Source organism: Mesorhizobium sp. 10J20-29, from assembly GCF_054130485.1.
On the sequence record NZ_CP199156.1, the window covers coordinates 3,245,388 to 3,271,118 of the forward strand.

Below are 25,731 nucleotides of genomic sequence, written 5' to 3' on the forward strand. Positions count from 1 at the left end.
CTCTCGGAGCGTATCGGTCAGGGCGTCGAGCGCGCCAGGGATTCGAGGTCGATGTCCTCGCTCCATGACGACGGCGAGAAGAGCCGCGCCAGCCCGTTCTTCTCGTCCTCGTGCAGGTTCACATAGACCGAACGCCCGTCAGCCATCTGCACCTTGTCCTCGGCGAGCAGCTGCAGCGCCAGCGGGTAGAGCTGGTGCTCGGCCTTGAGCACGCGGGAGGAAAGCGTCTCTTCGGTGTCCGTCACCAGCACCGGGACGGCTGCCTGCGCGATGATCGGGCCGTCGTCCATCTCTGGCGTGACGAAGTGGACCGTGCAGCCATGCACCCTGACGCCGGCTTCCAAGGCGCGGCGATGGGTGTCGAGGCCCTTGAACGACGGCAGGAGGGCAGGGTGGATGTTGATCATCCGGCCGGTCCACTTCTCGACGAAGCGGGCCGTCAGCATGCGCATGTAGCCGGCCAGGCAGACGATATCCGTGTCGAGCGATTCCAGCGCCTCGTGAATGGCGCCGTCATGCGCCTCGCGGCTGGCATAGTCGGCGCGGGGCAGGGCGCGCGCCTCGATGCCGCGGCTGGCGGCAAACAGCAGGCCCGGGGCCTCGGCGGTATCCGAGATGACGCCCGCGATCTCGACCGGGTAGGACGGATCTGCCGCCGCCTCGATGAGCCGGGACATGTTGGTCCCGCGGCCGGAAATAAGGATGGAGACCCGCTTGGTCACGCCGCTCATAGCGCGATCGCTCCTCTGTAGATGACGCCCGCATCGCGGCGCGGCACGATGCGGCCGATCGACGTGACGGTTTCGCCGGCCTCCTGCAGGACTGCCGCGACTTGCGCAGCCTGGCCCGAGGCGACGACGAGCACCATGCCGATGCCGCAATTGAACGTGCGCATCATTTCGGTCTCGGCGACGCCGCCGGTCGCGGCCAACCAGGAGAATACCGGTGGCACGTCGATGGCGCCAAGCTCGAGTTCGGCCGAAAAATCCTTCGGCAGGACCCGCGGAATGTTTTCCGGGAAGCCGCCGCCGGTGATATGGGCGAGCGCCTTGATGCCGTGCGTGCCGCGGATCGCCGCGAGCATCGACTTGACATAGATGCGCGTCGGCTCAAGCAGCGCCTCGGCAAGCGTCGGGCCGTCTGCGAATGGTGCGGTGTCGCTCCAGGCGAGGCCCGATTGCTCGACGATGCGTCGCACCAGCGAAAAGCCGTTGGAATGCAGGCCGGAAGAGGCGAGGCCGAGCAACACGTCGCCCTCGACGATGTCGTCGGTCGGCAGCATCTGGCCGCGTTCGGCAGCGCCCACCGCGAAGCCGGCAAGGTCGAAGTCCTTGCCGTGATACATGCCGGGCATTTCGGCGGTCTCGCCGCCGATCAGCGCGCAGCCGGCCTGACGGCAGCCTTCGGCGATGCCGCCGACGATCGAGGCGCCTTCGTCCGGGTCGAGCTTGCCGGTGGCGAAGTAGTCGAGAAAGAAGAGCGGCTCGGCGCCCTGAACGACGATGTCGTTGACGCACATGGCGACGAGGTCGATGCCGATCGTATCGAGCTTGCCGGCGTCAATGGCGATCTTCAGCTTGGTTCCGACGCCGTCATTGGCTGCGACCAGGACCGGGTCCGAAAAGCCTGCTGCCTTGAGGTCGAACAGCCCGCCGAAACCGCCGATCTCGCCGTCGGCACCGGGCCGCCTTGTCGAGCGCACGAGCGGCTTGATCTTCTCGACCAGCAGATTGCCGGCGTCGATGTCGACGCCCGCCTCGGCATAGGTGAGACCATTGTTGGGCTTGCTCATGCTCGGTCCTGGATTGCCTCGGGTTCAGCGGCTATTCGCATGGAAGGGCACGGCCTGCAAGAACCGGCAGCCGCCGCCGGGCCGATCTTCCCACAAACCGGTGGACGGCGCACACATCTTCGCCTGCCTTGCCTTCGCCGCTTCGCCGTTCCATCTATCAGCCGTGAGTTGCGAGGGAGGACAGGGCACGTGACCGTGGCCAACATGATCACGATCCTGCGTTTTCTGCTGGTGCCGGCGGTGGTCTACTGGCTGCTCGGCGGACAATGGGAACTGGCCTTCGCCGGCTTTGTGGTGGCAGGCATTTCCGACGGCGTCGACGGTTTCGTCGCGCGCCACTTCAACCAGCGCTCGGAGCTTGGCGCCTACCTCGATCCGATGGCCGACAAGCTGCTCCTGGTCAGCGTCTTCGTCGTGCTTGGCCTGATGAGCGAACTGCCGCTCTGGCTGGTCATCGTCGCCGTCAGCCGCGATGCCCTGATCATAGGGGCGGTGCTTCTTTCTACCGTGATGGGCAATCCGGTGGAGATGAAACCGCTGATGGTCTCCAAGGCAAATACCGCGACGCAGATCGTGCTGGCCGGCGTCGTGCTCGCCGAACTGGCCTTCGGCGTTGAGTTCGGGCCTCTGCGGGCGGTCCTCATTGTGGCCTCCGGGCTCTTGACCGTGGCTTCCGCCGCAGCCTATCTCGTAGCCTGGCTGAGGCACATGGGCAAAGATGGCGAAGGTGAAACTCCCGGCGGATGAGGAGGTCAAGGTGGTGGTCACTACCAGCAACTTCCACCGAAACGTCCGCTTCTGGTTGCTCGGCGCCGCGCTGTTCGTGCTGTTCCTCTATGTCTTCAGCAGCATCCTGCTTCCGTTCGTCGCCGGCATGGTGCTGGCCTATTTCCTCGATCCCGTAGCCGACAGGCTCGAGCGGCTTGGCCTTTCGCGCACGGCGGCAACGCTGCTGATCCTGGTCGGATTCGTCATCGTGCTGACCGTGGCGCTGATCATACTGGTGCCGGTGCTGGCCTCCCAGCTTGCGGATTTCCTCGAAAAACTGCCCGAATACCTGACGCGCCTGCAGACGCTGATCACCAATTTCGATCCGCAATGGATGGAGCAGAAATTCGGCATCGACGCCGGCAGCCTGCGCGACGGCCTCAATTCGCTGCTCACCTCCGGGGTCGGCTTCTTCACCACCGTGTTTCAGTCGATCTGGAGCTCCGGCGTTGCGCTGTTCAGCATTGCCGGCCTCTTCGTGGTGACACCCGTGGTGGCTTTCTACATGCTGCTCGACTGGGACCGCATGATTGCCGCGATCGACAACTGGGTGCCGCGCGATCACGTCGACACCGTCCGTTCGCTTGCCACGCAGATCAACGCCGCGACGGCAGGCTTCGTGCGCGGTCAGGGCACGCTGTGCCTGCTTCTCGGCGTCATGTACGCCATTGGCCTGACGGCGACGGGGCTGAATTTCGGCATCCTGATCGGCCTGTTCGCCGGCCTGATAAGCTTTATCCCCTATGTCGGTTCGATGGTCGGCCTTGTGCTGTCGGTCGGCGTCGCCTTCGTTCAGTTCTGGCCGGACTGGATGATGGTCGTGGCAGTCGCTGCCGTGTTCTTCGTCGGCCAGTTCATCGAGGGCAACATCCTGCAGCCCCGCCTCGTGGGCAAGAGCGTCGGCCTGCACCCCGTCTGGCTGATGTTCTCGCTGTTTGCCTTCGGTGCGCTGTTCGGTTTCGTCGGACTGCTGATTGCAGTGCCGGCTGCCGCGGCGGTTGCGGTCCTGGTTCGGTTCGCGATTGCGCGCTACCTGGAATCGCCGCTTTACCGCGGCGAGGCGCATCAAACCGTCGATATGGCGACCGAGGCCGCGCCGAAGGCACGGCCCAAGCCAGCGCGCAGGACGAGGCGCGCCGGGACGCAAGGTTGAGCGGTCCTATGGCGAGCCCACGGAAACCGCAGCAATTGCCGCTCGACCTCGGCCATTCGATCGGTCATTCGCGCGACGAACTGGTTGTGTCCGACGCCAACCGGGAGGCAGTCTCGCTGATCGACCGATGGCCTGACTGGCCGGCCCCGGTGGTCGTGCTCGCCGGACCGGCGGGTTCCGGAAAGTCCCATCTCGCCTCGATCTGGGCCGAGACGACCGGCGCTTCTGTCTTGTCAGCCGGCTCCATCGAGCAATGCATCGAAGGCCTCGACTTGTCCCGCCCCGTGCTGATCGACGAGGCCGACAGGATGCTCGACGAGCAGGGCCTCTTCCATCTGATCAACGCCATGCGCGGCGCCGGGATGCAGATCCTTCTGACCTCCCGCCGCTTTCCCTCCGCATGGGGCGTCACGCTGCCCGACCTTGCGTCGCGGCTGAAGGCTGCGGCGACAGTCGAGATTCTCGAGCCCGACGATCTGCTGCTCGCCGCGGTGATTACAAAGCTTTTCGCCGACCGGCAGGTCGAGGTCGAGCAGCATGTCGTGCAATTCCTCGTCAGGCGGATCGAGCGCTCGCTTTCGACCGCGCTCGACGTCGTCGAGCGACTCGACCGGGCGGCGCTGGAGCAGAATTCCCGGATAACGCGCGCGCTTGCCGCCGAGACCGTTAGCGCGATGGACCAGGGTCAGGTCGAGTTCGACATCTAGGCGAAATGGGCCCGCGGCCGCCGGGATTGTGATGCGGCCGGATCGAATCGGACGCCGGCGTGTTTTCTGGGGTTGCGCTGCGACCGCGAAAACTCTAGGCACAGCGGCGCCGGAAACGGTCACGGAGCGTAGCGCAGTCTGGTAGCGCATCTGGTTTGGGACCAGAGGGTCGCAGGTTCGAATCCTGCCGCTCCGACCACTCACCCTTGCACAGACTGTTGCCGGCCGGACCCATAAATGGGTTGACGAGGCAAACAGGTTGGGAGAAGGCTGCACCCGAAGTTGCAGTCAGGAAGCAGCAGGCATGTCAGCGCGTATTTTCAGCCCCGCAAAAACCGCAATGCAATCAGGCAAAGCCAAGACGGGGCTCTGGGTTCTCGAGTTCGATCCGGAGATGCCGCGCAAGATTGACCCGTTGATGGGCTACACGACCTCCGGCGACATGAAGAGCCAGATCCGCCTCGCCTTCGAGACGAAGGAAGAGGCGATTTCCTATGCCGAGAAGAACGGCCTGGCCTACCGGGTACAGGAGCCCAAGGAGGCCAAGCGCCGCCAGATTTCCTATGCGGAGAACTTCAAATATGACCGCAAGATTCCGTGGACCCATTGAACGGCGGACCGTTTTGCCGCAAGGAGCACCGGCCGGGGCGCGCGCTTCGGCTCGCGGTCCCGTAGCTCAGCCGGATAGAGCACCGGCCTTCTAAGCCGATGGTCGCAGGTTCGAATCCTGCCGGGATCGCCAACTATTTCAATAACTTAGGGAATTCTCCGATCGCTCTAGGCTCTCTATAGGCTCTTCTTCTGTGCCTGCTGAATTGGGTGCTTATCTTGCCTCGACGTCAAATCCGAGAACCATTCCGCCGTTCGGCACGCCTTCGAGCTGAGCGCGTGCCATCAGACGATCATGCTGCTGACCGCCGGTGATCATGATGTGGAGCAGCAACCCGGTTCGCATCGACCAGGGCGTGGATTTTGGTCGTCAGTCCTCCACGCGAACGTCCAAAGCCTCGGCGAGCGTCATTCTGGGTGCAACTCGCGTGCTGATGGGCTCGGATTATCGTGCTATCGATCATCATCACCTCGGCATGGTCCCGATGCGAGACGGCGGTCAGAACACGATGCCCAGCGTGACGCCATCGACCAAACCTTTTGTAGCAGATGGTAATGAGGACCGTAGCTCTCCGGCAGATCACGCCACGGCGCTCCCGACCGCAAAACCCAGAGGGGCCGTTGAGGACACGTCTGTCATCCAGACGCGGGCCACCTCGCGGCTTGAAAGGAAGGATTGGGCAAGTCAGCCGCCATTCGGCGTCGGAGACGGCATGTCTCGTGTTCAAGGCTCCTTTTCGGAGCTTGAATCACACCAGCATGCCAGACTTCAATATCTGGGTTGCCCCTAGACACTGCGGCCCGTTCTGTTAGGTCGACCGGCCGCTTAGAGCCCTTTGAAATGGCTGATCGTACCGGCACTTCCGGTCCAAAGCAGACATCTAAGAGCTATCCATTCAATGGCCGCTTCGCGCCCTCGATCCAGACATTCGGGCCTGTTCCATCATCGCTTGAAAGCCTGCGTCTTCGGTCGGCCGCGGTCGATTTGCTGGGACTCGCGTGCAACGCGGAAACGAAGCTGTTAGATTCCCACAGCCGATTGCCTGAGGATCCACGACATGCCGGGCCAAAAGGTACGCTACTTCGAGAGCTTCGACGGTGCCCAGATTGCCTATGCGGTCTCGGGGAGCGGCCCGCCAGTGGTGCTGATGCCGAGTTGGCTGACACATCTCGAATACCAGGATCGCAGCGTGGCATGGCGGCCTTGGCTCGAAGTGCTTGAATCGCGGTACACGCTCGTCAGATACGACCCAAGAGGGTGCGGCATGTCGGAACGTGATGTGTCGGATCTTTCCTTCGAAACCTGGGTCCGTGACTTCGAGGGACTCGTCGAGAAGCTGGGATTGGAGCAATTCGCTACGATCGGCATCTGCCAGGGTGGCGCCGTCGCAATCAATTACGCCGAAAGGAACCCCGGGCGGATCAGTCATCTCATCCTCTACGGCGCCTACGCAAGGGGCAGAAACAGGCGGTCATCACCTCCCCTTGAACCCGAAAAGGCCAGGGTAATGATTGAGATGATCGAATTGGGATGGAGAGACTCGGACAGCGCCTTCATGCGTTCCTTCGCAACACAGTTCCAGCCCGAAGGCTCGATGGAGCACTTGAGTTCTTGGTGCGAACTGCAACGGCGCGCGACCTGTGCGCGAAACGCCGTGGAATTGACGCGCATCATGTTTGAGATCGACATCAGCCGGGCCGCAGAACGCATAACCTGCCCTACGCTGGTTGCCCATGGCGACCGCGATGCAGTTGCCCCTGTCGAGGAGGGTAGATTCCTTGCGCAGACTATCCCGAACGCGACTTTCCTGGAGCTCGATACTCCAAACCATCTAATGCTTCGCGGCGAGCCAGCATGGCGCGTGTTCACCGAGGCGATGCACGAATTCCTGCCAACCGCGACGGCGGACAAAGCCGAGTTCTCGGCACTTACCGCGCGTGAGAGCGAAGTCCTGCATCTGGTTGCACGCGGCCTCGACAATCATGCAATCGGCGCGCGCTTGTCGATCACTGAAAAAACCGTTCGAAACCACCTCTCGGCCATACTCGACAAGCTTGGATCAGCGACACGCGTGGAGGCGGTTGTCCGAGCTCGCGAAGCAGGCTACGGCATCTAGGGTCGCCCGGGACCCCGGACCCACCTATTCTCTCACCACCGTCACGATTCTTCGCCGCTCCGGGACATCGGCCTCATGCGAGCGACCATAGCGCGGTCTATGATTCCTCGCTCAGGCCGGCACTGCCGCAGGCCTTCTGGAGGAAATGATGTCCGCACATCTCGTGCCACATATCCCCCGCGTCGCCCCGCTCGGCGCGGCGATCATGTTCGTCTTTGGAGTGCATCAATCCGCTGGCGCCGACGACCAATCCTGCATCAGTTCAATGTCAATCGATGAATTGAAAAGCGTTTACCTCGGGTGCGAGCAAGCCGCCACAACCAGCAGGCTGAACGGAGGGGACGCCATGTACTGTTCGATGGTGTACGAGGAGCTTAAGGATAAAGCTTTCGGGGGAGAATTTAGGCGCATCACATCCTGGTTGGACCGGAACTGCCTGCGGTGCAGTCCAGCGTCGGAGAAACGTTGACGCTCACTGGACGAACAGTCCGTCTCGACGTAATCCAAAGGCGGACATCATCGGAAAGAAAGATACGACTAACCCTCCATGAATTCCGGCGGTTGACATTTGGAAACCAATTTTCTCCCTACAATGAAATTTGTAAGATTTCGCATGTTCCTAGCGTACCTGCCACTGATCTCCGGAGTGTGCTTAAACGCAGGGCTTTTAGCTTCGGATTGGAACCTTTCCCGCCACTGTCTCGATATGTCGTCCCGCTGCACCTGAAGGTTCGTGGTAACTACTTGCGGATCAACAATCACTTGCATCTCACTGGCGACGCGACACACATAATCGCGAGGGTCGTGGATAATGTGTTCATAATAAACCGGCATATAAGGAATACATCTGACAGTCAGATAATTTCTCCAGAACGCCATGCTCTTGCCGATGTAACTAATATTTTCCAGAATTGCTTCTCGATCGTATATAGATTTGTCCTCGCCGCCGTACACATTGAACTCTGCGCCTATGGGGTGGGACCATCTGCCGGTACTGAAGGCGCGGGCGGCGGAGATCGCCGCACCTAGGCGGTCAATCCTTTCAAGAAGCACTACAAAAACTGAGTGCTCAGCGATACACCTTTCGATAAAGTCATATCCATACTTTTCGCGATGGCGATAGAGATGATAAGGGAATATTTTTACCGCAAAGACTCCATTGTCTGTGGAGGCTCTTTTTAATATAGATCTATGTTTATTTTTTGCATCAGATATCTGATCCTCATCGATTGCTCCAGGCCTTAACCATTCACCGGCGTTTCCGAGTAGCCGGGTACTATTAGTCAACGAACCAAGCCAGCTTGATCCATTTCTCATCTCTGACAGGATTAACAGCGTTTTCACAACCCTTACGTCCTTCGAACGTTATGCAACTCAACCTGGTGACGCATGTCTGTAAGATGCGCCAAGCGGCTCACAATCTTGTTCGCAAGTTGGTACGTGCCGAACTCTCCCAATACAAATTTCCTTGCCCTATCGGCTAAAGCAACAGCATAGTCCGGATTTTCCCGGCATCTTTGCAACTTAATAATAAAGTCTGCCGACCGTTCAGCTTGCAGGTAGTGGATATCGGGCAAGGCTCCTAGCCCCTCGATTGCCTTCGCGGTCGCGATGACGATGGTGCCAGCCGCCATTGCTTCAAGAACTTTGATTCGAGTGCCGCCACCCTGCCGGATTGGCATAAGTGCAAAGCCACACTGTTGATAGATGGCACTAAGATCGACGGGATCGCCGATGACTTTAACTCCCTCCGCCGTACCCAGATTGAGCACGCCATCTGTTGGCGTACGGCCGCACACGGAAAGAGACGCCTCTGGCTCATGCAGCCGTATTAACGGCCAAATCGTCCTCACCAGTTCCCGTGCAGCCCGGACATTTGGCGGGTAAGCTAAATGTCCAACAAAAACTGCTCGAGTTGAAGCGTAGCGCTTTGGATGGAGCGAAAAATTTGTGAACCCCTGGTCTGGGATTGGATTTGGCACAACAATCGAGCTAGCGCCTCCTATTCGCAAAAGGTTTCGCCGATCATTCTTTGAAGTCACCCAAGTTTCTGTGGCCGTCAAACTCGCATTGCGATCAAACTGACGCGATTCGTTCCACCGTCTCGACCCGAATGCTAGGTCCTTTAGGTATCGACCTAAGGAGCTCGTACGCCTGATTGACCGATACAGATCTGATTCGATGTTGTGCATGTCGAGGATGACCGGGATGCCAAGGGCTTGGAAGAGCGGCAAAGCCGCACCGACCGCTACCCCTTCTAGAATGGCAATTTGCGGTGCAAAGCCTAGAATTTCCTCCTCTAGGAATGCGAGATCCTCTGAGTTGAGCTGAATGACCGTACGTAAGCGTGGATAATGTCTATGCCATGGTACTGAATCGGCAAAACTGGGAATATGGTTGGTTGAGATATCGACTGCTTTACCGACTTGGTTTGAGTGACCAAAGCTGACGACGTGAACAGGCCCGGCAGACCTAGCTGATTGCGCGACAAATGCGTTCCGAATATCTCCGCCGCTAGTGGAGGGCCAAGGACTATCGACTGTGAGCTGAAAGGTACGGATCATGACACTCATCTTACGATCGGTTTGCAGCAGTCAGGAAGGCGAGGCGTGAACCCGTTTCCCAAAAGCTACGTTCTAGTCGCGCCACACGGAGACCCTCTGAGGGTGCGGAGCGCCACGTCGCAGTTGGCTGCGGCCAACGTGGAGCACATCATAGTGCCGGGATTTACTCCAACTGATCCTATGGTGACAACAGAGTATAGCTCACTTCGGAATGCATTGTTCATGAAGCGCTCACTCACACCAGGAGAAATTGCAGTTTATCTCGGACACAGAAAAATTTGGCAAAAAATTGTGGAGAATGGAGATCATTACGCTATTGTTTTTGAGGATGATTTTCTTTTATTAGACACTTTAAATTTCAGACAAACTATATCGAAACTTACAAACGTATGCAATAACTTCGATATGGTAAAATTTTTTGACTTCAATAAAAGAACTCCTGCACATACGATGCATTGCGACGGTTTAAATGTCGCTATATACAGCCGACCGAACTCTGGATTGGTTGGGTATATGTTGAGTAGATATTGCTGTCAGAAGCTACTTAGCCGGCGCTATATTTTTCGCCCTGTTGATGAAGAGCTTCGGTTCTGGTTCGAATTTGGGATTCGAGTAGCGTCGTTAGAGCCGAATATCGTTATTGACAATGGGGTTTCTTTGAGGGGATCTTTGCTTGATGCCGATCGTGAACGCATGCGAGCAAGAAAGAGTCTTCTTCGATCCATTTATGCAAATTGCCTGACAGCGTACGTCAATTTGCGTTCCCATTATTGGGCTAAACGGGTCGTCCAGTCTGTCATCTCGCGAGGGCCTGTCCAGCCTATCGGTAAGTGCCAGTCGAGATTCACCTAAAAATGATTGGTCGCTGCGACATCGAGCGAGTCAAGTGCGAGTGTAGGAGCGACACATCGCGAAAGCTTGGAGTCTGTGAAGCTAGTGCGTTCATCCAATGTAAGTATCTCATTCGTCGTAGCGACGCATAACAGATGCCAGCAATTGGTCCGACTATTGGAGTCAATGGCCCGGATGACGGTGCCCCCCGGTTGCCGCTTCACGGTGATAGTTGTAACCAGCGGTTGTTCCGATCCAAGTGCTGATGGCGCACGTGATTTCAAAGATCGACTGCCAATTACGGTGCTGGAGGAACGCCACCCAGGGTTGTCACGCGCACGCAACCGGGGGCTATCTGAGATCAATTCTGATGCGGTCGTCTTCATAGACGACGACGCGACCGTTCACTGCAACCTCTTATCCGTGTATTGTCTTGCCCTAGAACAGTATCCTGCCTTTGACTTTTTTGCGGGCGCTGTGCTCGCTCGCCTTGAGGGCAAGCCAAGACCAATCATTGAGGACGTCGCGCGCATACTGCCTACTACGTTCTCGCAGTTGTGGTTGGGCCCAGATCCGCGGCCGCTCGATCCATCCGCGTTTGAAACTCCCTTCGGCGCGAACTTTGCCATCCGGCGCAAGGCGATTTGCGGCCAGCGATTTGATGAGAACTTCGGGCGTAGGGGCAATGGGAATCTCGATGGGGGAGAAGAGGTTCGGTTCTTCAGTTTGATGTCCCTAGCTGGGAGCAGGGGATTGTGGCTACCGGACGCACGGGTTGATCATTGGATCGATACGGGTCGCCAGAATATGGACTATGTACGGAAATACTGGATCAGTGCAGGCGCTTTGCAGATGCAGTTGGAGCACTATTCCAAAAAGGACGCTCAATTTCCATTCGCTAAACGTGCGAAAATGCGTCTCCGATACTGGTTCTACCGGGGAATGAGGCGCAGAACAGTTTGGCTCGTGCTATTCCGCGAATTGATGCTGGAACGTGGGCGGCTTTCCGCAACGTCTATCGATCGTTCAAATGATTAGGCCTAGAATGAAAAAAGTGATTGCAATCGGCCTGGACGGTTTTGAACCGAGCATTGCTCAAGACATGATGGGAGAGGGGCTGCTCCCATTCTTTTCCCAAATTTCCGAACAGGCTGCCTGCTTCGATCTTGACCATGGGGATGCGCGCTACACGGGACTTGCCTGGGAACACTTTAGCACCGGACGTGCACCAGATAATTATCAGCGCTGGAGTTCTGTGAGTTTCGACCGCGACACCTATTCCATTGCACAACAAGCGACTCGCCAAGCACCGTTCACTGCAGCGTTAGACACGCGCGTCCTCGCGTTTGACGTGCCGTATCACGAGTTAGCCAGCGATAACGTTGTTGGCATCGCGAACTGGGGAGCACATGACCCGGGCATTTTTGCGCACAGTTGCCCCCATGATCTAGAGGCTGAAATTGCGAGGAAATTCGGACCGTATCCCGCTAAGGATTTTATTTATGGCTTTGTTTGGCCGAGCAAGGAACGTACCGCGGAAATGGCGTCACGTTTGGTTGAGGCTGCACGGTTGCGCGGAAAGATTGCTGAATGGCTGACCACAAAGCGGCTACCGGATTGGGAATTGGCGCTGATCGTCTTTAGCGAGTTCCATTCGGGTCTTGAAGCCTTATGGCACGGCTGGGATAGCAGCCATCCACTTCACAATGCGCCTTCGGCCGAACCAGCGAGGCAAGGCATCAGAGATCTTTACATTGAGGTCGATAGTACGCTTGCGCGCTTGGCAGGAAGGTTTCCAGACGCCATTTTTTCGCTGTTTTCACCGCACGGAATGGGCCCGAATAAAGGCGACCTCGCCTCAATGGCGCTTTTGCCGGAACTATTGTATCGCCACAACTTTTTGAGATCGCATCTTCGTCCCATACCAAAAGCTGGCGGGAACAATAGTCTGAACCTCTTAGCCCCCAACGACTGGTCACAAAGCGTTCTCCCTTTTGTAGGCCCCCCGCCCTCAAAGGGGCTGCGCAGCAAAATTGCAAAGATCAGGCGGATCTGGGAGAGCAGGCCATCCGCAACCAGTATTGCAGATATAGAGATGCCGTTGGACTGGATGCCCGCTACTCGTTATCAGCGGTTCTGGCCGAGGATGGCTGCATTCGCATTACCTTCTTTTTATGACGGTAGGGTCCGAATTAATTTGGCTGGTCGCGAAAGAAACGGGATGGTGACACTCAGTGGCTACGAGCGCGAACTCGATAGAATGGAGATCTTGCTCCGAGAACTAAGAGACTTGGCGACTGGAGACCCTGTGGTTTCTGATATATCGCGTCCTGTCGCTGACGACCCACACAATGCGCACGACAGCCAATGTGACATCAGAATAGAATGGCGCGGAATTTGTACCGGTTTTCGACATCCGGATATCGGCGAGATTGGGCCCATTCCCTATCGTCGAACCGGAGGACATACCGGCGGGTATGGATTTGCTGCTTTCCACCGGTCTTCACTTCCTGCTGGCCATTACGGAGTACGTAGCACCTTTGATTTCGTGCCGACACTGGTAGAAATGTTGGGCTATCAGAACAGTCGCGACCTTGCCTTGTCGGGGTCCAGTCTGCTCTCATGAACGACGCGCGAGGCAGGCGCGCTAATGGGGCCGATTGAGCTCGCAAGTCCCGTGTAGCGAGCGACTCATGTCTGAGGGCTTTGGAAAACGCGATTGCGGGCACAGCAAGCGTCTTGCCAACTAGACTTTGGAGTCCTCGGCGCTTCGCGAGCTCACGGGTTTACGAGCGATTGACAGGCGTCGCTTTCACTGGCTACCTCAGGTCGCTAGCTCGCCGCTTGACAATGCTTCGAGTGTGCTTTGTCAGCGTAGGTTATGAGGTGCATCGGTTTCAGCTTGGCGCATCATTGTCTATTGATTTGCAGGACATTGGTGCAGAATCTGCTGTATCGAAGCTCCGGTTCGGACCGCGAAGTTGAAAACAACGGCTCTGCCATCCAACCGTAAGTTCGGCGCCCTGATTGGTGGCGTCCTGGCCCTAGTCGCATTGCGTGGTCATTTTCTGGAATGGTCTGTGGCGACGATCGCGCCGGTGTCGCTCCTTGCTTTCGTCTTCGTTGGAATTGCGATCATTGCTCCTAACAGCCTGTCACCGCTAACGGCGGCCTGGATGAAGTTCGGGCTGCTGCTCGGCAAGATCGTTGGACCGATTGTGCTAGGCTCTCTGTTCTTTCTGGTAATCACGCCGGTCGCAGTCGTAACCAGGCTCTTTGGTCGGGACGAACTGCGCCTCAGGCGCCCCGGCGCGAACTCCTACTGGATTGTCAGAGAGCCGCCGGGCCCTGCGGGCGATACATTCAAGAACCAGTTCTGAGGATCATTGTGATCGACTTCATCAAAGAAATGGGCCGGTTTCTTTCCCATCGCAAGAAGCTTTGGCTTGTTCCGATCATCACGGTGATGGTGCTGCTTGGATCTCTCCTAATTCTTGCGCAGAACTCCGTCATCGCGCCGTTCATTTATGCGCTCTTCTGAGATGCGTATTCTGGGCATCTCGGCTCTATACCACGACTCGGCCGCTTGCCTGGTGGTTGACGGTGCGGTCATCGCTGCCGCACAGGAAGAGCGGTTTACGCGCATCAAGAACGACGCCACCTTTCCGGCGAATGCGATCCGTTACTGTCTCGCCGAAGGCGGGGTTACTGCCGGTGAGATCGACTATTTCGTTTTCTATGACAAGCCGTTCCAGAAGTTCGAGCGCATTCTCGAAACCTATCTCGCCTTTGCACCCCGGGGCTTCAAGAGTTTCACTGCATCGCTGCCGATATGGGTCAAGGACAAGCTGTTTCAGAAAAAGCTAATTCAGGACCATCTGTCGGAGACATTCGACGGGCTCAATGTGGATCCTGCGAAGTTGCTGTTTTCGGAACATCACGTCAGCCATGCGGCATCCGCCTTTTATCCCTCTCCATTCGACAGTGCGGCCGTCCTGACTATGGATGGGGTTGGCGAGTGGGCCACGACAACACTTGGTTTGGGTGACGGCAACAAGCTGGCTCTTCACAAGGAGATCCATTTTCCCCATTCGCTCGGTCTGCTTTATTCCGCCATGACCTACTACACCGGATTCAAGGTCAATTCTGGCGAGTATAAGGTTATGGGCCTAGCGCCCTATGGCGAGCCGAAATATCTCAAGCTGATCCGTGATGAGCTGATTGACGTCAAAGACGACGGTTCATTCCACCTCAACATGGATTATTTCGACTATTGCACCGGTCTGACCATGACCAACTCCCGCTTCGATACGCTCTTTGGCGGACCGCCCCGCAAGTCCGAGGCGCTGCTGACGCAAAAGGAAATGGACCTTGCCGCATCCGTCCAGGCCGTGTGCGAGGATGTCATACTGAGTCTCGGACGAGCCATTGCCAAGGAGACCGGTGGGAGGCGACTTTGCATGGCTGGGGGCGTGGCCCTCAATTGCGTCGCCAACGGCAAGCTTTTGCGCGATGGGTGCTTCGAGGAAATCTGGATCCAGCCCGCCGCCGGCGACGCTGGCGGGGCGCTTGGCGCGGCGCTCGGTGCTTGGCACATGATGCTCGACGGGCCGAGAAATCCTACCAGCGGCGATGCGATGAATGGTGCGTATCTCGGACCTTCTTTCGCGCAGGCCGATATTGAGGCGAGGCTTTCAGCAACGGGCGCGGTGTTTGAGACGGTTTCCGATGACGAAGTCATCGAGATCACGGCCCGCGCTCTCGAGCAGGGATCTGCAATCGGCTGGTTTCAGGGGCGGATGGAATTCGGGCCGCGCGCGCTGGGCAATCGCTCGATCATCGCCGATCCGCGTTCAGCGACAGTGCAGAAGCAACTTAATCTCAAGGTCAAATACCGGGAATCGTTCCGGCCCTTTGCCCCGAGCGTTCTGCGTGAAGATCTTTCTGATTGGTTCGAAATTGACGTAGATAGCCCCTACATGCTTCTGGTCGCCGACGTCGTTTCCGACAAGCGAATTGCTATGGACGAGAATTATGACGGGCTGTTCGGACTCGATAAGCTCAATGTGCCGCGGTCCGAAATCCCCGCCGTTACTCATGTGGACTTTTCCGCCCGCATACAGACCGTGCACGAAGAAACCAATCCCCGCTATTACGCGCTGATCAATCGGTTCAAAGCACTGACCGGTTGCCCGGTAGTGGTCAATACATCGTTCAATGTCCGCGGCGAACCGATCGTTTGCACGCCGGAGGATGCCTACCGCTGTCTGATGGGAACTGAAATTGAAATGCTCGTCGTCGGTAATTCGATAGTGAGGAAGGATCGGCAGAATGCGGATTTCGCGACAGACTACAAGGCAGCCTATGAGCTGGACTAGGCCGCAGGATCGCCGTACGTCGTCGTTGTTCGGTTCTCATTCGCATCAGGGGGCAAACGGCCGATGAAAATCGGGACGAGGCTCCTCACGAAGGCGAGTTTGAGGGTGGTCTGGATCAATACTGCGATCATTTTCCTGAACACGCTTGTTTTATTAACGATATGCAATACCGTATTTATTCTATATTCAAAAGAAATACTACAGAGCGGGAGTTTTCCACGAAGTTTTGTTCGTCACTTGGATAAATGCTATCAGACATTTTACTCGGATAACTCGGAAAATGATGGCGAGGTTATTTATGTTGCCGGCGATTCATACGGTGCCGGCCTGGGGGACGAATTTCTTGAAGATGACGAAGATTACGGAATCGTAAGAAAGCTGGCCAGGTTGACTGACGCGAGATTCGTCAATTTTGCTCGCGGTGGCTACGGTACAATTAACGGTGTCAACGAGGTTCGTTTCTGCCATCGAATGTTTGCGCAATCGCCTTTGTTCCCATCGATCGATCAGCCTTTGCAAGTGCTATTGTTCTTCTACGAGGGAAACGACATCGACAACAATCTCCGTCACATGGCCAATAGCCAACGTGATGTGACACTCGAACAATTCGTGGCAGCAGAGACATCGGGCATTGACCCATGGCGGGTGTTCAGAGCGCATATCCCGGTCTTTGATCTGCTGAAGGGGGCCTACAAAGAGGCAATTGGGGATTTGTTCCCGTCGCACCGAGTAAATCGGCATGGGTCCGAACATGGCTACAACGTTATAGTTCTTTCCGATGGATCGAGGTTTTCATTTCCTGTAAATCCTCAGGCGGCTGCGGCAGCTCACTCTAGAGAAGCGATTAATCTAGGCTTGAGATTGACCGTTCAAAGTTTGAACGTACTACGTTCGTCATTCCCGCAAGCCAAGCTCACTGTTGTTTATCTTCCTTCCATCGTCACGAGTTATGGCTGGACCGGGCCTATCAGACCGCAGCGCACTGTTTACGGGGAAGGTCCACCCATGGATGAGCACAAGAATACGTCGAACAGTAAATTTATCCGTGAGCGACTAGAATCAATGTTGGATTCGGAAGGATTCGAGTTCGTGGACACGACCGACCCGGTAAGGGAACTCGGTTCAACAAAGATCATCCATGGCCCGCGAGACTGGGTGCATTTCAACAAACTTGGCTACAAACAGGTCGCCAGAACTGTGGCAGCGGCCATTCGAAATCCGGTAACGAGGGCGTTAGGGGATTGAGGAGCGGAACAATTGCTCCGAAAACACTTCTCACCTTTGCGGCACCGGCTTAAATCGGCGCGGCGACCCTTTCGGCTTTATCCTCAGCACGGAGAGTCCCACTGTCAGTGGCCGACATAGTCTCTGCGCGACACGGGTCTACTATCGACTAAACTCTGGATGAGGCGCGTTATCGCATTCATCACCTCGGATCTTGCACCAATAGCAGTCGTCCTCGACTCTGCTGTTGGCAGTTCGGGTGTCTCGTTTCAGCAGCCATCTTGACTAAAGAAGGCCTATCGGCCTGACCGAGAGATGCTGGCACTCGCTCTCCGCCAAAAACGGCGGCTTAGTTTGTTGAGCAGCTTGGGGAGTGGTGCGTTGAGGCGGGCGTCACTCAAACTTGTGAACTCGGCGCCCATGCGACGCAACTTCTTCTCGAGCGTTTCGATCTCCAATCGGTCCCCACCAAGTATCATCACCAGCATACGAGAATCCTCGCCAGAAATGTTTCCGAACTCCGGATCATATGTTGCTACCGGCAAGAGCCAACCCGCTTCGAAGCCTGGGCGACAGAACGAAAGGAATTTGTCGAGCCTCTGCGGCATTGCACAGTTCACAAAGCGTGCGCATCTCATCCCCCTCGAAACCAGTAGGCTTTGGCAGTGAAACAGAAACGGGGTGCTCCACGTAGGCCGAAAATTCGGGTCAACCAAGAAAGCCTCCTCAGCCCGGGTCACCAAAATATCGAACCCGCAGATGCCGCGGTAGCCCGCCTTCGCACCAGCCTCCGCAGCCGCTCTCGCTACTGCTAGAGCGCGTGACGGCACCTTCTTGGCCATATCGAAAAGGTTCCCCGCATAAATACCGCTTCTCGACGTGATCTGCAGTGTGCCGCCTTCGATCTCAACGCTCCCGTCTGGCATGATGGCACATTGAACGGCCCAGTTTTCCTGGGCATCCACATAGTCTTCCAGGACGAGATAAGGAGTTCCGCTGAACCGCGATGCAGCCCGCTTGATATGCCGTTCATTTTCACAGACTAGAACTTGCTGACCAGCGCCATTTGGCTCATCGGTCGCAGCCTTGACGACGATCGGGAAGGGTAAGTTCGCAATTTCATCCTCACTCGGATTTTCAACAATACGGCGCGACGGCATCATTGAGGGATCGATATGTCGTGCGAAAGCTCCCTTGTTGTTGAGCTCCCGCAATATTTTGTCGTCAACCAACGGGCTCAAATCAGAGAGTATGCCTGGTGGATTGGGATAGTAGTGTGCCGGCGTTTCACCTGTTGCAGCACGCCTTCGGACGGCTGCAGCATAGCTGGCCTCGTCGCCGTATTCTTCGACATTTGGGGCGATGACCAATCCAGCATCCTGCATGGCCGCCATCCCGCACGGTGACAAAACAGACTGATGAGCCAGCAAAGGCATTCTGCCCGCACAGGTGAGCAGCGCTCCGGCAGCAAACTCGGAGGCGGCCAAACGCTCCCGAAGTGGATGACCTGTCGGATAATATCTCCTCGAAGTCAGAAACGTACCGGTGCCGTAAATCTCTCCGAGTGTCTTCAATTCGGTCCACCCGCAATTTGTGCATTCTCTTGCTAATGCAGTCATCGCTATGTGATGCCTGCCGGTGCGATCAGACCGAGCCTCTTACGCCAAGGATTGACGACTTGATTACGACGTCAACTCGGCACCAAGACAAGACCTTCGACGATTTGCAACCAAGGTTCTATTCCGCAACCGAAGTGCCACCTCGTGGGCGGGTTGGGAGATAACCTCGGGCGGCAACTCGTTGGGCCATGGAGCTGTGTGGATATTGATGGAGCGCAAGCGATCCATGGCGGACTGCGCTACAATTTCATTGTCGCAGGAAAGCCCAACCCAACACGACACCAGTCCGTCCGTGGTTGGAATTGCTGCTGTTCCCAGTTCCAAGTACCCGCGTACCAGCATTTCAAAATTGCGAAGTTCTTCCGCGATCAAATTGCTGATCCCCGATCGGACAGCATACGCAATACGTTGACGCGCGTAGCGGCTCATGTGGAAGCCTGGGTCCAAGGGCGTCGAGGGGAGCACTGTCCTGATGCGTCTAGGCGTAACCGCCTGCGCCTTAGGCCTTCGTCTCAAAATGTGCCGCTTGAAAAGACGTTCCATTGTTTTCAATTGATTTCGGAGCAGATCATTTTCTGGTGACCCCTTTGATGCGAATTCTTTGGCGATCCGCGTGCCTTCCTGCCCATTACGGCAAATGAGTATCCCTGCTCGTTGGACGTCAAAAAACTTGCGTGGGCTGTAAAGTACAAAGTCGCTCCTTAGCCCGACCTCATGCGCAGGAAAGAATACATGGGTTGCGTCCTCGACGAGCCTGGCTCTGAAACGCTCACAAAAATGCTTCGCCGCTTCGACTTCACCATATTGTCCGAAGAAATGGACAATGACGAAAAAGTCCGGTGGCATCCGCCGGCTCAGACTCTCGCACGAAGCCCAATCAGGATTGAACTGTTGCGTGATGGGATAGAAAACCAGTTCCGCACCAGTATCCCTCAAGGATTGCAGAGCATCATTGCAAAAGTAGTCCGGAAACCAGAATACCGGGCGTCGTCTTTCGTGCTGCGCTGAACTAGCGATAAGGGCAAAAGCATGACTTGCCTGAGACAGGCCGATCAACTCGCCCTGCTCTCGCAGCCACATCAAACGAAACTCTCTATCGATGTCGATCTCTTTGCCTTCTCTCTTGGTGCGGTCAGGTTTCATCTGCCTGTCGGAGGGCGTCATCGAGATTGGAAGCGATTGACACGCCATTGAGCAGATTGTCCCAAGTCCGCTTGTAAGCCAAAACTTTTCCGGTAGCGTTGTCGAGCGCCAAGACTCTCCGACCGATTGACTGTGACAGGATCACGCCGTGGAGGCGGTCCGTAATCAAAGTTCTGTATTTTGACAGCCGCGCCAACGCTGCTGAAACCTTGGCTTCTGCCACATAATCCTGGATAGCTGACCGACCAAATCCGTTTGGAATTGTCACTGGGAGTTTTCCCAACTTGTTCCAGACCCGCAACATCGCGATGTCGTCCCAATCCCAGGATCTGCGCGTCGTTTCAAGCGCAGCGTTGGCAAATATCCTTACCTCGGGATCGCGCCTCAGGAGAAGTCCAGTATCCGTCCCGATCTTGGCTGAGTTGAAGCGAAGCACGTGACACAGATCCGGACACAAAGGGACAGATCGACCGATACGTTCCTCGATCGCTTTTTTGCTAAATGTATCGCGAGCGAATATTACCGTATGGGGACTATGTCGAAGGAAGCCTAACGTGCCCGTTTCATAATCAGAGGGGTGGTCTGCAAGGCTTTGCGGCAGGATGATGGTTCTCTGATCCGCAAGCGAAGCCAAGATTTTTGAGCGCATCACGTCATGTTTGGAATAGATCGCCCCAATGTTCCCGCCGCCCTTGAAGTACACAGTACCGTTCCTGACCTGTTTCAGACACTGATCCCTATTGAAGTTGCGCAAGCTGGATACGTAAGCGGGCGGGGCTCCATGCGCTTCTTCCAGAAACTTTCGGGTCCCGAGCCATATCGCACAGTCGCCAGGATTGAGGTAGTTGGGGTAATCTATGAGCGCATAGGGTTCCGGTCTTAGGTAGGGCCCGATTGCGTAACTGATTATTTGGGAGAATGTGTCCAATAGTCTGATCCGTCTCGGGAGCTGCCCGCGAAACATAGCGGAGTGATTTACACCCATTGTCTCGGTCTGCCGCGCCGCTGACAGCCATCCTACGCAAACAGGTCGATGCTTAACAAATCTCAACATAACGCGCTTGTGCTGACGTCGTCCTCCCTGGTCTCAGACCACGTCGTGGATGCCTGGCTCAGGGCTGGACACCGCATAGTCGCTGTATGGACCCAGGACCCCGACCAACTACGGACACGTACGGAAAGTCTCCTATGCGCCTATGCCGCGGGTGTCCGGCCAATTGGTCTGAATATTCGACGAAACCGGATTCCTGTATCACCCATCAACAGTTTGAGAGCAATGCCGGGCCTCATAGATTGCGTACGGGAGACTGGTGCCGACACGCTGATAACAGCGATGACGGGTCTGATCGTCCCAAAGGATGTTCTGGCTCATTTTGGCGGGCGCGCCATTAATGTCCACCCCACGATGTTGCCTCACTACAAAGGGCCGGTCGCCCGTTCTGCGATGATGCTGGATGGAAAGGCGGAGGAATATGGTGGGGTTACCATTCACGCGCTTTCAGAAGGAATCGACGAGGGACCTATCATCTCTCAAAGACGGCTGTCTTGGTCGGACAGCGGCGGTTACGTCGAATGGGACTATGCGGCGGCTCGCGCGGCAGGTGCTATGATACAGGCTGACGTAATGCGCTATCTCGATGGAGAGCTTGAAGCTGCAGCACAGGATCCGGCCGCAGGCAATTATCGCCGCGCCGCCAGGAACGAATTTTCTTTGAGTGTCGACAAGCCGCTTTCGACCGTGAAGTCGATGTTTGCCCGTGCGCCAGGTTTTGTTTTCCCTTTCCGCCCCGACTATCCGGGACTTAGAGATGTCTACTTCGTTACCCAGCTGGGCGCGGTGCTCGGCAAACCGAGCGGAGAATCACCAATCGTTGGACGATTCAGTATCGAGACGGATATACTGGATGCCCGGATAAGGCTGGTCAGGAAAGGGATTTATCACCGTACCGTTGGACATCCGGCGCTGAAAATCCTCGCCTCAAGACTGACTAATCTCCTTCCGAAGGCCTCGGTCGAATAATGGTATTCGACCGGGGTAGAGCGATCTGCACTTCTCGCAACGTTTCACCTTCGTGCAATCGTCACGTTTACAGATTTCCTGCCGATAGCGACCGAGCAGAACCCGCTCAAGATAGTCGGCGTCCGACGACTTGGCATAGACTAAGTCGCCCTCACGAAGGTTCACACGCAAGAAATGGTCCAATTTCGAGTAATTTGAAAAAAACTGAAGTCGCTCTCCATATTCAGGCTTCAGTTTAGCAGGGCGTTCGCATTGTCGCCCATAGAAAATCACGATGTCAGCAATTGCCAGTGCTCTCCGTGCGGCGTCGCGATATTTCGAACCGGCGGATCCTCGGTAATCCGAGATTGTCCCGAAGATCATGATCTTGCGCGGGTAATTTGCCTTTCGGACAATATCCAGACTGCCCGGAATGGTCCAATATGGGCTCTTGGCAGTGTCGAGAACGATCGTCACTCCGTCCTTCTCGTGGATGGAATCCTTGTAGGTTTCCGGCTTGGCGCCCTTAAGGGCGTCGGCGCATTGCTCCAGCGAGAATCCCATCGCCTTGCCAACAGCTATGGCAGCAAGAAAATTTGGCACCCATCTCGAGCCGATATAGCCGGTCTCGACAACTGACTGCGTATGGCCGTCAGTGACCCGAAATGTAAGTCGCTTGGGCAGTCCATCAGTGTGTTCCAGAACCCTTATGTCGGCGGATTCTGATTTGCCGAAGGTGGTTACTCGACCATGGCATTGCGTCGCCATAGCCATGACGCGTGGATCGTCTGCATTGAGGATTGCAGTGCCACTCTCGGACAGTGCCTCGACCAGCTGGCCCTTGGACTTAGAGGTGACGTCGAGACTTCGGTGTTCCGAAATATGGTCGAACTGTACATTCGTGACGACCGCAATATCTGGACGGATAAAATCTACAGATTTCTTGAGGTCCTTAGCCGAATGCCCACTCACTTCTTGTACCCAATACCGTGCGTGGACCTTCGACTTAGCCAACCCTCGTACCGTAGAGTCGAATGTGTTGAGGCCCCAACGCACATGAACCGTCGCGCGCGTTTGCAGTATTTCTCCGATCAAACGGGTCGTGCATGATTTGCCAGCGCTTCCGGTAACAGCGACGACGTTGTCGAAGCGTGCTATGCGTCGTCGCAGCCGGCCAAGTGGGAGCTGCCAGTTTCGGCGAAGGAAGCGAGCTGTCGTCGAGATCACCTGGAACGGGGGATAATCGACCATCAATTCAAATCCCGTCAAAGTTGGCTTTGCTGACCACCCGGTCTGAACCCGCCGGACTAGCATCTCCACTCCAGCCCGCGCGGATCGCTGACCGCGACCTGATGGCTACTATACGACAATAATGACAGTGGCACGCCCTCGCTCAAGAACCTATAGCTGCATTGTGGCGATGTTGCGCATCGCATGCCGCCAGTTGGCCATTCTTTGCTGCGATACGCGTGTCCCTCGATAGAGAAGCAATGCGTTGCGTAGCATTTAGCTGAAAACCGAAGGGCCGATTTCCGACGCTGCGCGGCGGACGTGAATTGTGATTTGGACACCACTTATTTTCACCGAACGTACTGAAAATCCGATGAGTACAAACCACGCTGTAAAGTACTTTGATATCGACGTGATCGAACGACTTCGGCTCACGGCTCAAGAAGAATTTGTGACCTTTTATCGGCGCACCGAGTTGGTCACTGGGCGTAAGCGCCAGATAACCGAAGGCGATATACGCGAACTAATCGTCCTCGCTGGAGCTTTCGCAACGGTGGCAACCCTGCCCCCCCAAGTTTGGATCCGATACTCCAGACTTGTATCCTCGCTCCGCCAGGGCCACTACGAGAAAAAGAACTTTGGCAGGTTTAGCTCGGGCGCCCGGGCTGTACTTGGGGCGATTTCTCCCAGTGATGTCGAAACAATTTTTCGGACCTATCGCGACCACTCGATACGACGCAGGATCGGCATGGCTCGCGAATTCATCCCATATCGAAAGGCACCAGTTTTCCAGGTCTACGGGGCTGACGCGCTACGCGAGGCCGCGGCAGCCGGTCAGGGTGTAATCGTCTGGTCTAACCCATTTGTCTATCACACGCTCACTGGCCAGGCGCTCGCCGCTGCTGGCTTATCCTCGTGTCGCGTCAGTGCGAGCGTCCACGGCTACTCGGTTTCCGAGTTCGGCAGGACAACCTTCAACAAGTTGGCTGTTTGGGCAGAGAACCGTTACTTGCGCGACAGGCTTGTATTCGAAAGGGATCAGGGCAAGTCGGTAACCCGAAGAATCGCCTCGAAACTCGAGTCCGGTGCGATCATCTCGATGACCAACAACGCCTTTGCCGGATCCGTTTTCATCGAATTGCCTCTTGGGCAGACAGGGGTAGTCAGCATGGCGACGACGCCGCTATCATTCGCGGTAAAACGCCGGGTTCCACTATTCTGCGCATCAGTTATCGAGACTGAGCCCTTTGAGGCATATGAGATGCATTTGGTTGCGATTCCACCAGATGTCATTGCAGGCAACGAGCGCGCAAAAAGTTTGAAGGACTACCGAGCGATGGCCCAGATGGCACTGCATGTGAGGGATTGCTTGGCACAGCACCTTAAGCTATGGCCCGAGCAATATGGCCAATGGAACGGACTAGAGCATTCTGTCGTGACAGCAGCCACCTCAGTGAAGCCGATAGATCGACAAGCTAAATCTTGAGCCCCAGCAAAGGAAGCCGCAATCGATACTTGTGCACTTTAACAAACTCGTCCGCTAGTCGGTCCTTCCATTCTTCGGCTCCGGTCATAAGGTCCAGCTTGTCGGCTCCGAGGGACATGGCCAACCGAGTTGCTTCGATGGTCAGCAGCCAACCTGGCGAGAATTTCTTCCAGTTGGGGTCGTAAGCCATCTTGGATAGATAGACGGTGTTTTTTCCTTTGTATCCAAGCATAGCCGATATGCAGGTGTCGCCGCATGATAGTCGGGCTACAAATGCATTGCCGGTAGACGACAAATCCGCTGCGGTCGCCTGAAAATAGGCCTCGGTTGCCCTAGCGCTTAGCCAGTTTGGCTTCCCGTAGCGTGCCAAGACCCAGGCACGCTTTCTCTCAAAAATCCAACCGATTGCAGACTCCAGCTCCATGGAATCCGTGATGTGTTCAAAGCTTACAGGACCCTGTTCCTCGAGCCGTCTCATCAGACGCCGATACGCCTGTCTTGTGTTGGAAGACCTTTTTGAAAAGTATTCTTGCCAATCGCGGAACCCGGCAAGCGAAGCAATCGCGATTGTCGCATATTGTTGCCGGTCACCTCCGAAGGAGGACAAAAGGCGGTGTGCCGGGGTGTCGTATGGTATCAGGTCGACCTTGAGCTTCCTTACAAGTCGCACACTGTCGAGATAGTTCCTAAATTGCTCTTCGATGATCGCGAAATCAATTCCGGGATCGATTAGAATGCCATCATAGAGCGGTGTTCCGGAATCTAACCACTTCAAAACGGATGTGCCGAACCAATCCCGTTGCCGAATTAGCGGCACTGCCGCTACTAGGGTGTTGCCTTGCCGCATCGTGACAATATTTAGGCGAAGTCCTCGCTCCGTGCGACGGCGGATCCAGGATTGCATAACGAACGGATAGCTACTGAAAAAGGCCGCATCATCACATTTTGCGACGAGGCCGTCCCATTCAAGTCTCAAGGCTTGCAATCTGGCATCGTTGGAGACGACTTCCAGAGTTATGGCGTTGTCATCCTTGCCAGGCCTGTGCGACGCGTCAGGTTGCATGCTCAAGTCTATTGAGTTTCGTAATAGCCTGTCTCTCGGGCCGTACTG

At 56.1% G+C, this 25,731-nt stretch carries 24 protein-coding genes and 2 tRNA genes; 17 read left to right on the top strand and 9 right to left on the bottom strand.

Annotated features, from left to right (window positions below; genetic code table 11):
• Nucleotides 1-17 precede the first annotated feature (17 nt).
• On the bottom strand, nucleotides 18-731 hold the full coding sequence (gene purN / locus ACT2BZ_RS15545; protein ID WP_457936040.1) for a phosphoribosylglycinamide formyltransferase: 714 nt from the start codon (nucleotides 729-731) through the stop codon (nucleotides 18-20).
• Entirely contained in the window at nucleotides 728-1,792 is a 1,065-nt protein-coding gene (purM, locus tag ACT2BZ_RS15550) for a phosphoribosylformylglycinamidine cyclo-ligase (protein ID WP_457936041.1), read from the bottom strand. Before purM ends, purN begins: the two co-directional genes overlap by 4 nt.
• Before the next feature lie 189 nt (nucleotides 1,793-1,981).
• On the opposite strand from purM, the gene ACT2BZ_RS15555 reads away from it, so the two are divergent.
• The 8 genes from ACT2BZ_RS15555 (at nucleotide 1,982) to ACT2BZ_RS15590 (ending at nucleotide 7,146) form a co-directional block, all read left to right on the top strand.
• Entirely contained in the window at nucleotides 1,982-2,539 is a 558-nt protein-coding gene (locus ACT2BZ_RS15555) for a CDP-alcohol phosphatidyltransferase family protein (RefSeq protein WP_457936042.1), read from the top strand.
• Complete coding sequence (locus ACT2BZ_RS15560) at nucleotides 2,511-3,713, top strand: AI-2E family transporter (protein WP_457936043.1); 1,203 nt, start codon at nucleotides 2,511-2,513, stop codon at nucleotides 3,711-3,713. The genes ACT2BZ_RS15555 and ACT2BZ_RS15560 overlap by 29 nt, the downstream gene beginning before the upstream one ends.
• An 8-nt stretch (nucleotides 3,714-3,721) precedes the next feature.
• A complete protein-coding gene (gene hdaA, locus ACT2BZ_RS15565; RefSeq protein WP_457941338.1) occupies nucleotides 3,722-4,420 on the top strand; it encodes a DnaA regulatory inactivator HdaA in 699 nt (232 codons plus the stop codon).
• A 122-nt stretch (nucleotides 4,421-4,542) separates the two neighbouring features.
• A tRNA-Pro gene (locus ACT2BZ_RS15570) sits at nucleotides 4,543-4,619 on the top strand.
• Between the two features lie 105 nt (nucleotides 4,620-4,724).
• Complete coding sequence (locus ACT2BZ_RS15575) at nucleotides 4,725-5,030, top strand: ETC complex I subunit (RefSeq protein WP_457936044.1); 306 nt, start codon at nucleotides 4,725-4,727, stop codon at nucleotides 5,028-5,030.
• A gap of 55 nt (nucleotides 5,031-5,085) precedes the next feature.
• Nucleotides 5,086-5,162, top strand: a tRNA-Arg gene (locus ACT2BZ_RS15580).
• 184 nt (nucleotides 5,163-5,346) lie between these two features.
• Entirely contained in the window at nucleotides 5,347-5,820 is a 474-nt protein-coding gene (locus tag ACT2BZ_RS15585) for a hypothetical protein (protein WP_457936045.1), read from the top strand.
• Nucleotides 5,821-6,087: 267 nt separating this feature from the next.
• Entirely contained in the window at nucleotides 6,088-7,146 is a 1,059-nt protein-coding gene (locus ACT2BZ_RS15590) for an alpha/beta fold hydrolase (RefSeq protein WP_457936046.1), read from the top strand.
• 537 nt (nucleotides 7,147-7,683) lie between these two features.
• Here the strand turns inward: ACT2BZ_RS15590 and ACT2BZ_RS15595 are convergent.
• Together ACT2BZ_RS15595 and ACT2BZ_RS15600 are read right to left on the bottom strand one after the other, a co-directional pair.
• The gene (locus tag ACT2BZ_RS15595; RefSeq protein WP_457936047.1) at nucleotides 7,684-8,490 is read right to left on the bottom strand and encodes a Stf0 family sulfotransferase; all 807 of its coding nucleotides are present in this window, start codon (nucleotides 8,488-8,490) and stop codon (nucleotides 7,684-7,686) included.
• Nucleotides 8,491-8,495: 5 nt separating this feature from the next.
• Nucleotides 8,496-9,710: a glycosyltransferase gene (locus ACT2BZ_RS15600; protein WP_457936048.1), complete on the bottom strand. Its 1,215-nt coding sequence runs from the start codon at nucleotides 9,708-9,710 to the stop codon at nucleotides 8,496-8,498.
• A 180-nt stretch (nucleotides 9,711-9,890) separates the two neighbouring features.
• Here ACT2BZ_RS15600 and ACT2BZ_RS15605 point away from each other — a divergent pair, with 180 nt between their 5' ends.
• The 7 genes from ACT2BZ_RS15605 (at nucleotide 9,891) to ACT2BZ_RS15635 (ending at nucleotide 17,164) form a co-directional block, all read left to right on the top strand.
• A complete protein-coding gene (locus ACT2BZ_RS15605) occupies nucleotides 9,891-10,562 on the top strand; it encodes a glycosyltransferase family 25 protein (RefSeq protein WP_457941339.1) in 672 nt (223 codons plus the stop codon).
• A gap of 165 nt (nucleotides 10,563-10,727) precedes the next feature.
• The gene (locus tag ACT2BZ_RS15610) at nucleotides 10,728-11,579 is read left to right on the top strand and encodes a glycosyltransferase family 2 protein (RefSeq protein ID WP_457936049.1); all 852 of its coding nucleotides are present in this window, start codon (nucleotides 10,728-10,730) and stop codon (nucleotides 11,577-11,579) included.
• 7 nt (nucleotides 11,580-11,586) lie between these two features.
• Nucleotides 11,587-13,167 carry a hypothetical protein gene (locus tag ACT2BZ_RS15615; RefSeq protein ID WP_457936050.1) on the top strand — a complete coding sequence of 527 codons (1,581 nt, stop codon included), beginning with the start codon at nucleotides 11,587-11,589 and terminating at the stop codon, nucleotides 13,165-13,167.
• A gap of 355 nt (nucleotides 13,168-13,522) precedes the next feature.
• On the top strand, nucleotides 13,523-13,921 hold the full coding sequence (locus tag ACT2BZ_RS15620; RefSeq protein WP_457936051.1) for an SxtJ family membrane protein: 399 nt from the start codon (nucleotides 13,523-13,525) through the stop codon (nucleotides 13,919-13,921).
• A gap of 8 nt (nucleotides 13,922-13,929) precedes the next feature.
• Nucleotides 13,930-14,082, top strand: a complete 153-nt coding sequence (locus ACT2BZ_RS15625) for a DUF5989 family protein (protein WP_457936052.1) — start codon at nucleotides 13,930-13,932, stop codon at nucleotides 14,080-14,082.
• 1 nt (nucleotide 14,083) lies between these two features.
• Complete coding sequence (locus ACT2BZ_RS15630) at nucleotides 14,084-15,919, top strand: carbamoyltransferase family protein (protein WP_457936053.1); 1,836 nt, start codon at nucleotides 14,084-14,086, stop codon at nucleotides 15,917-15,919.
• A gap of 105 nt (nucleotides 15,920-16,024) precedes the next feature.
• Nucleotides 16,025-17,164 (top strand): hypothetical protein, encoded by a 1,140-nt coding sequence (locus ACT2BZ_RS15635; protein WP_457936054.1) that lies wholly within the window; start codon nucleotides 16,025-16,027, stop codon nucleotides 17,162-17,164.
• 275 nt (nucleotides 17,165-17,439) lie between these two features.
• Here ACT2BZ_RS15635 and ACT2BZ_RS15640 read toward each other — a convergent pair whose 3' ends face one another.
• From ACT2BZ_RS15640 to ACT2BZ_RS15650, 3 genes are all read right to left on the bottom strand, one after another.
• The gene (locus ACT2BZ_RS15640) at nucleotides 17,440-18,630 is read right to left on the bottom strand and encodes a hypothetical protein (protein ID WP_457936055.1); all 1,191 of its coding nucleotides are present in this window, start codon (nucleotides 18,628-18,630) and stop codon (nucleotides 17,440-17,442) included.
• Nucleotides 18,631-18,825: 195 nt separating this feature from the next.
• Nucleotides 18,826-19,905: a hypothetical protein gene (locus ACT2BZ_RS15645; protein WP_457936056.1), complete on the bottom strand. Its 1,080-nt coding sequence runs from the start codon at nucleotides 19,903-19,905 to the stop codon at nucleotides 18,826-18,828.
• Nucleotides 19,895-20,959: a polysaccharide pyruvyl transferase family protein gene (locus ACT2BZ_RS15650; protein WP_457936057.1), complete on the bottom strand. Its 1,065-nt coding sequence runs from the start codon at nucleotides 20,957-20,959 to the stop codon at nucleotides 19,895-19,897. Before ACT2BZ_RS15650 ends, ACT2BZ_RS15645 begins: the two co-directional genes overlap by 11 nt.
• Before the next feature lie 279 nt (nucleotides 20,960-21,238).
• Between ACT2BZ_RS15650 and ACT2BZ_RS15655 the strand changes: the two genes are divergently transcribed.
• A complete protein-coding gene (locus ACT2BZ_RS15655) occupies nucleotides 21,239-21,925 on the top strand; it encodes a formyltransferase family protein (protein WP_457936058.1) in 687 nt (228 codons plus the stop codon).
• Here ACT2BZ_RS15655 and ACT2BZ_RS15660 read toward each other — a convergent pair.
• Nucleotides 21,884-23,155 (bottom strand): Mur ligase family protein, encoded by a 1,272-nt coding sequence (locus tag ACT2BZ_RS15660; RefSeq protein WP_457936059.1) that lies wholly within the window; start codon nucleotides 23,153-23,155, stop codon nucleotides 21,884-21,886. The genes ACT2BZ_RS15655 and ACT2BZ_RS15660 overlap by 42 nt on opposite strands.
• A gap of 307 nt (nucleotides 23,156-23,462) precedes the next feature.
• Between ACT2BZ_RS15660 and ACT2BZ_RS15665 the strand changes: the two genes are divergently transcribed.
• Nucleotides 23,463-24,620 carry a hypothetical protein gene (locus ACT2BZ_RS15665; RefSeq protein WP_457936060.1) on the top strand — a complete coding sequence of 386 codons (1,158 nt, stop codon included), beginning with the start codon at nucleotides 23,463-23,465 and terminating at the stop codon, nucleotides 24,618-24,620.
• Here the strand turns inward: ACT2BZ_RS15665 and ACT2BZ_RS15670 are convergent.
• On the bottom strand, nucleotides 24,610-25,683 hold the full coding sequence (locus ACT2BZ_RS15670; RefSeq protein WP_457936061.1) for a GNAT family N-acetyltransferase: 1,074 nt from the start codon (nucleotides 25,681-25,683) through the stop codon (nucleotides 24,610-24,612). The genes ACT2BZ_RS15665 and ACT2BZ_RS15670 overlap by 11 nt on opposite strands.
• Nucleotides 25,684-25,731: the final 48 nt, after the last annotated feature.

Coding starts and splice junctions, on each gene's coding strand:
- ACT2BZ_RS15610 (WP_457936049.1), top strand. CDS start 10,728: ATGGCCCGGATGACGGTGCCCCCCGGTTGCCGCTTCACGGTGATAGTT.
- ACT2BZ_RS15605 (WP_457941339.1), top strand. CDS start 9,891: ATGGTGACAACAGAGTATAGCTCACTTCGGAATGCATTGTTCATGAAG.
- ACT2BZ_RS15590 (WP_457936046.1), top strand. CDS start 6,088: ATGCCGGGCCAAAAGGTACGCTACTTCGAGAGCTTCGACGGTGCCCAG.
- purM (WP_457936041.1), bottom strand. CDS start 1,792: ATGAGCAAGCCCAACAATGGTCTCACCTATGCCGAGGCGGGCGTCGAC.
- ACT2BZ_RS15655 (WP_457936058.1), top strand. CDS start 21,239: ATGACGGGTCTGATCGTCCCAAAGGATGTTCTGGCTCATTTTGGCGGG.
- ACT2BZ_RS15630 (WP_457936053.1), top strand. CDS start 14,084: ATGCGTATTCTGGGCATCTCGGCTCTATACCACGACTCGGCCGCTTGC.
- ACT2BZ_RS15560 (WP_457936043.1), top strand. CDS start 2,511: ATGGCGAAGGTGAAACTCCCGGCGGATGAGGAGGTCAAGGTGGTGGTC.
- ACT2BZ_RS15650 (WP_457936057.1), bottom strand. CDS start 20,959: ATGTTGAGATTTGTTAAGCATCGACCTGTTTGCGTAGGATGGCTGTCA.
- ACT2BZ_RS15660 (WP_457936059.1), bottom strand. CDS start 23,155: ATGGTCGATTATCCCCCGTTCCAGGTGATCTCGACGACAGCTCGCTTC.
- ACT2BZ_RS15600 (WP_457936048.1), bottom strand. CDS start 9,710: ATGATCCGTACCTTTCAGCTCACAGTCGATAGTCCTTGGCCCTCCACT.
- ACT2BZ_RS15585 (WP_457936045.1), top strand. CDS start 5,347: ATGATGTGGAGCAGCAACCCGGTTCGCATCGACCAGGGCGTGGATTTT.
- ACT2BZ_RS15645 (WP_457936056.1), bottom strand. CDS start 19,905: ATGAAACCTGACCGCACCAAGAGAGAAGGCAAAGAGATCGACATCGAT.
- ACT2BZ_RS15670 (WP_457936061.1), bottom strand. CDS start 25,683: ATGCAACCTGACGCGTCGCACAGGCCTGGCAAGGATGACAACGCCATA.
- ACT2BZ_RS15575 (WP_457936044.1), top strand. CDS start 4,725: ATGTCAGCGCGTATTTTCAGCCCCGCAAAAACCGCAATGCAATCAGGC.
- ACT2BZ_RS15615 (WP_457936050.1), top strand. CDS start 11,587: ATGAAAAAAGTGATTGCAATCGGCCTGGACGGTTTTGAACCGAGCATT.
- hdaA (WP_457941338.1), top strand. CDS start 3,722: ATGGCGAGCCCACGGAAACCGCAGCAATTGCCGCTCGACCTCGGCCAT.
- purN (WP_457936040.1), bottom strand. CDS start 731: ATGAGCGGCGTGACCAAGCGGGTCTCCATCCTTATTTCCGGCCGCGGG.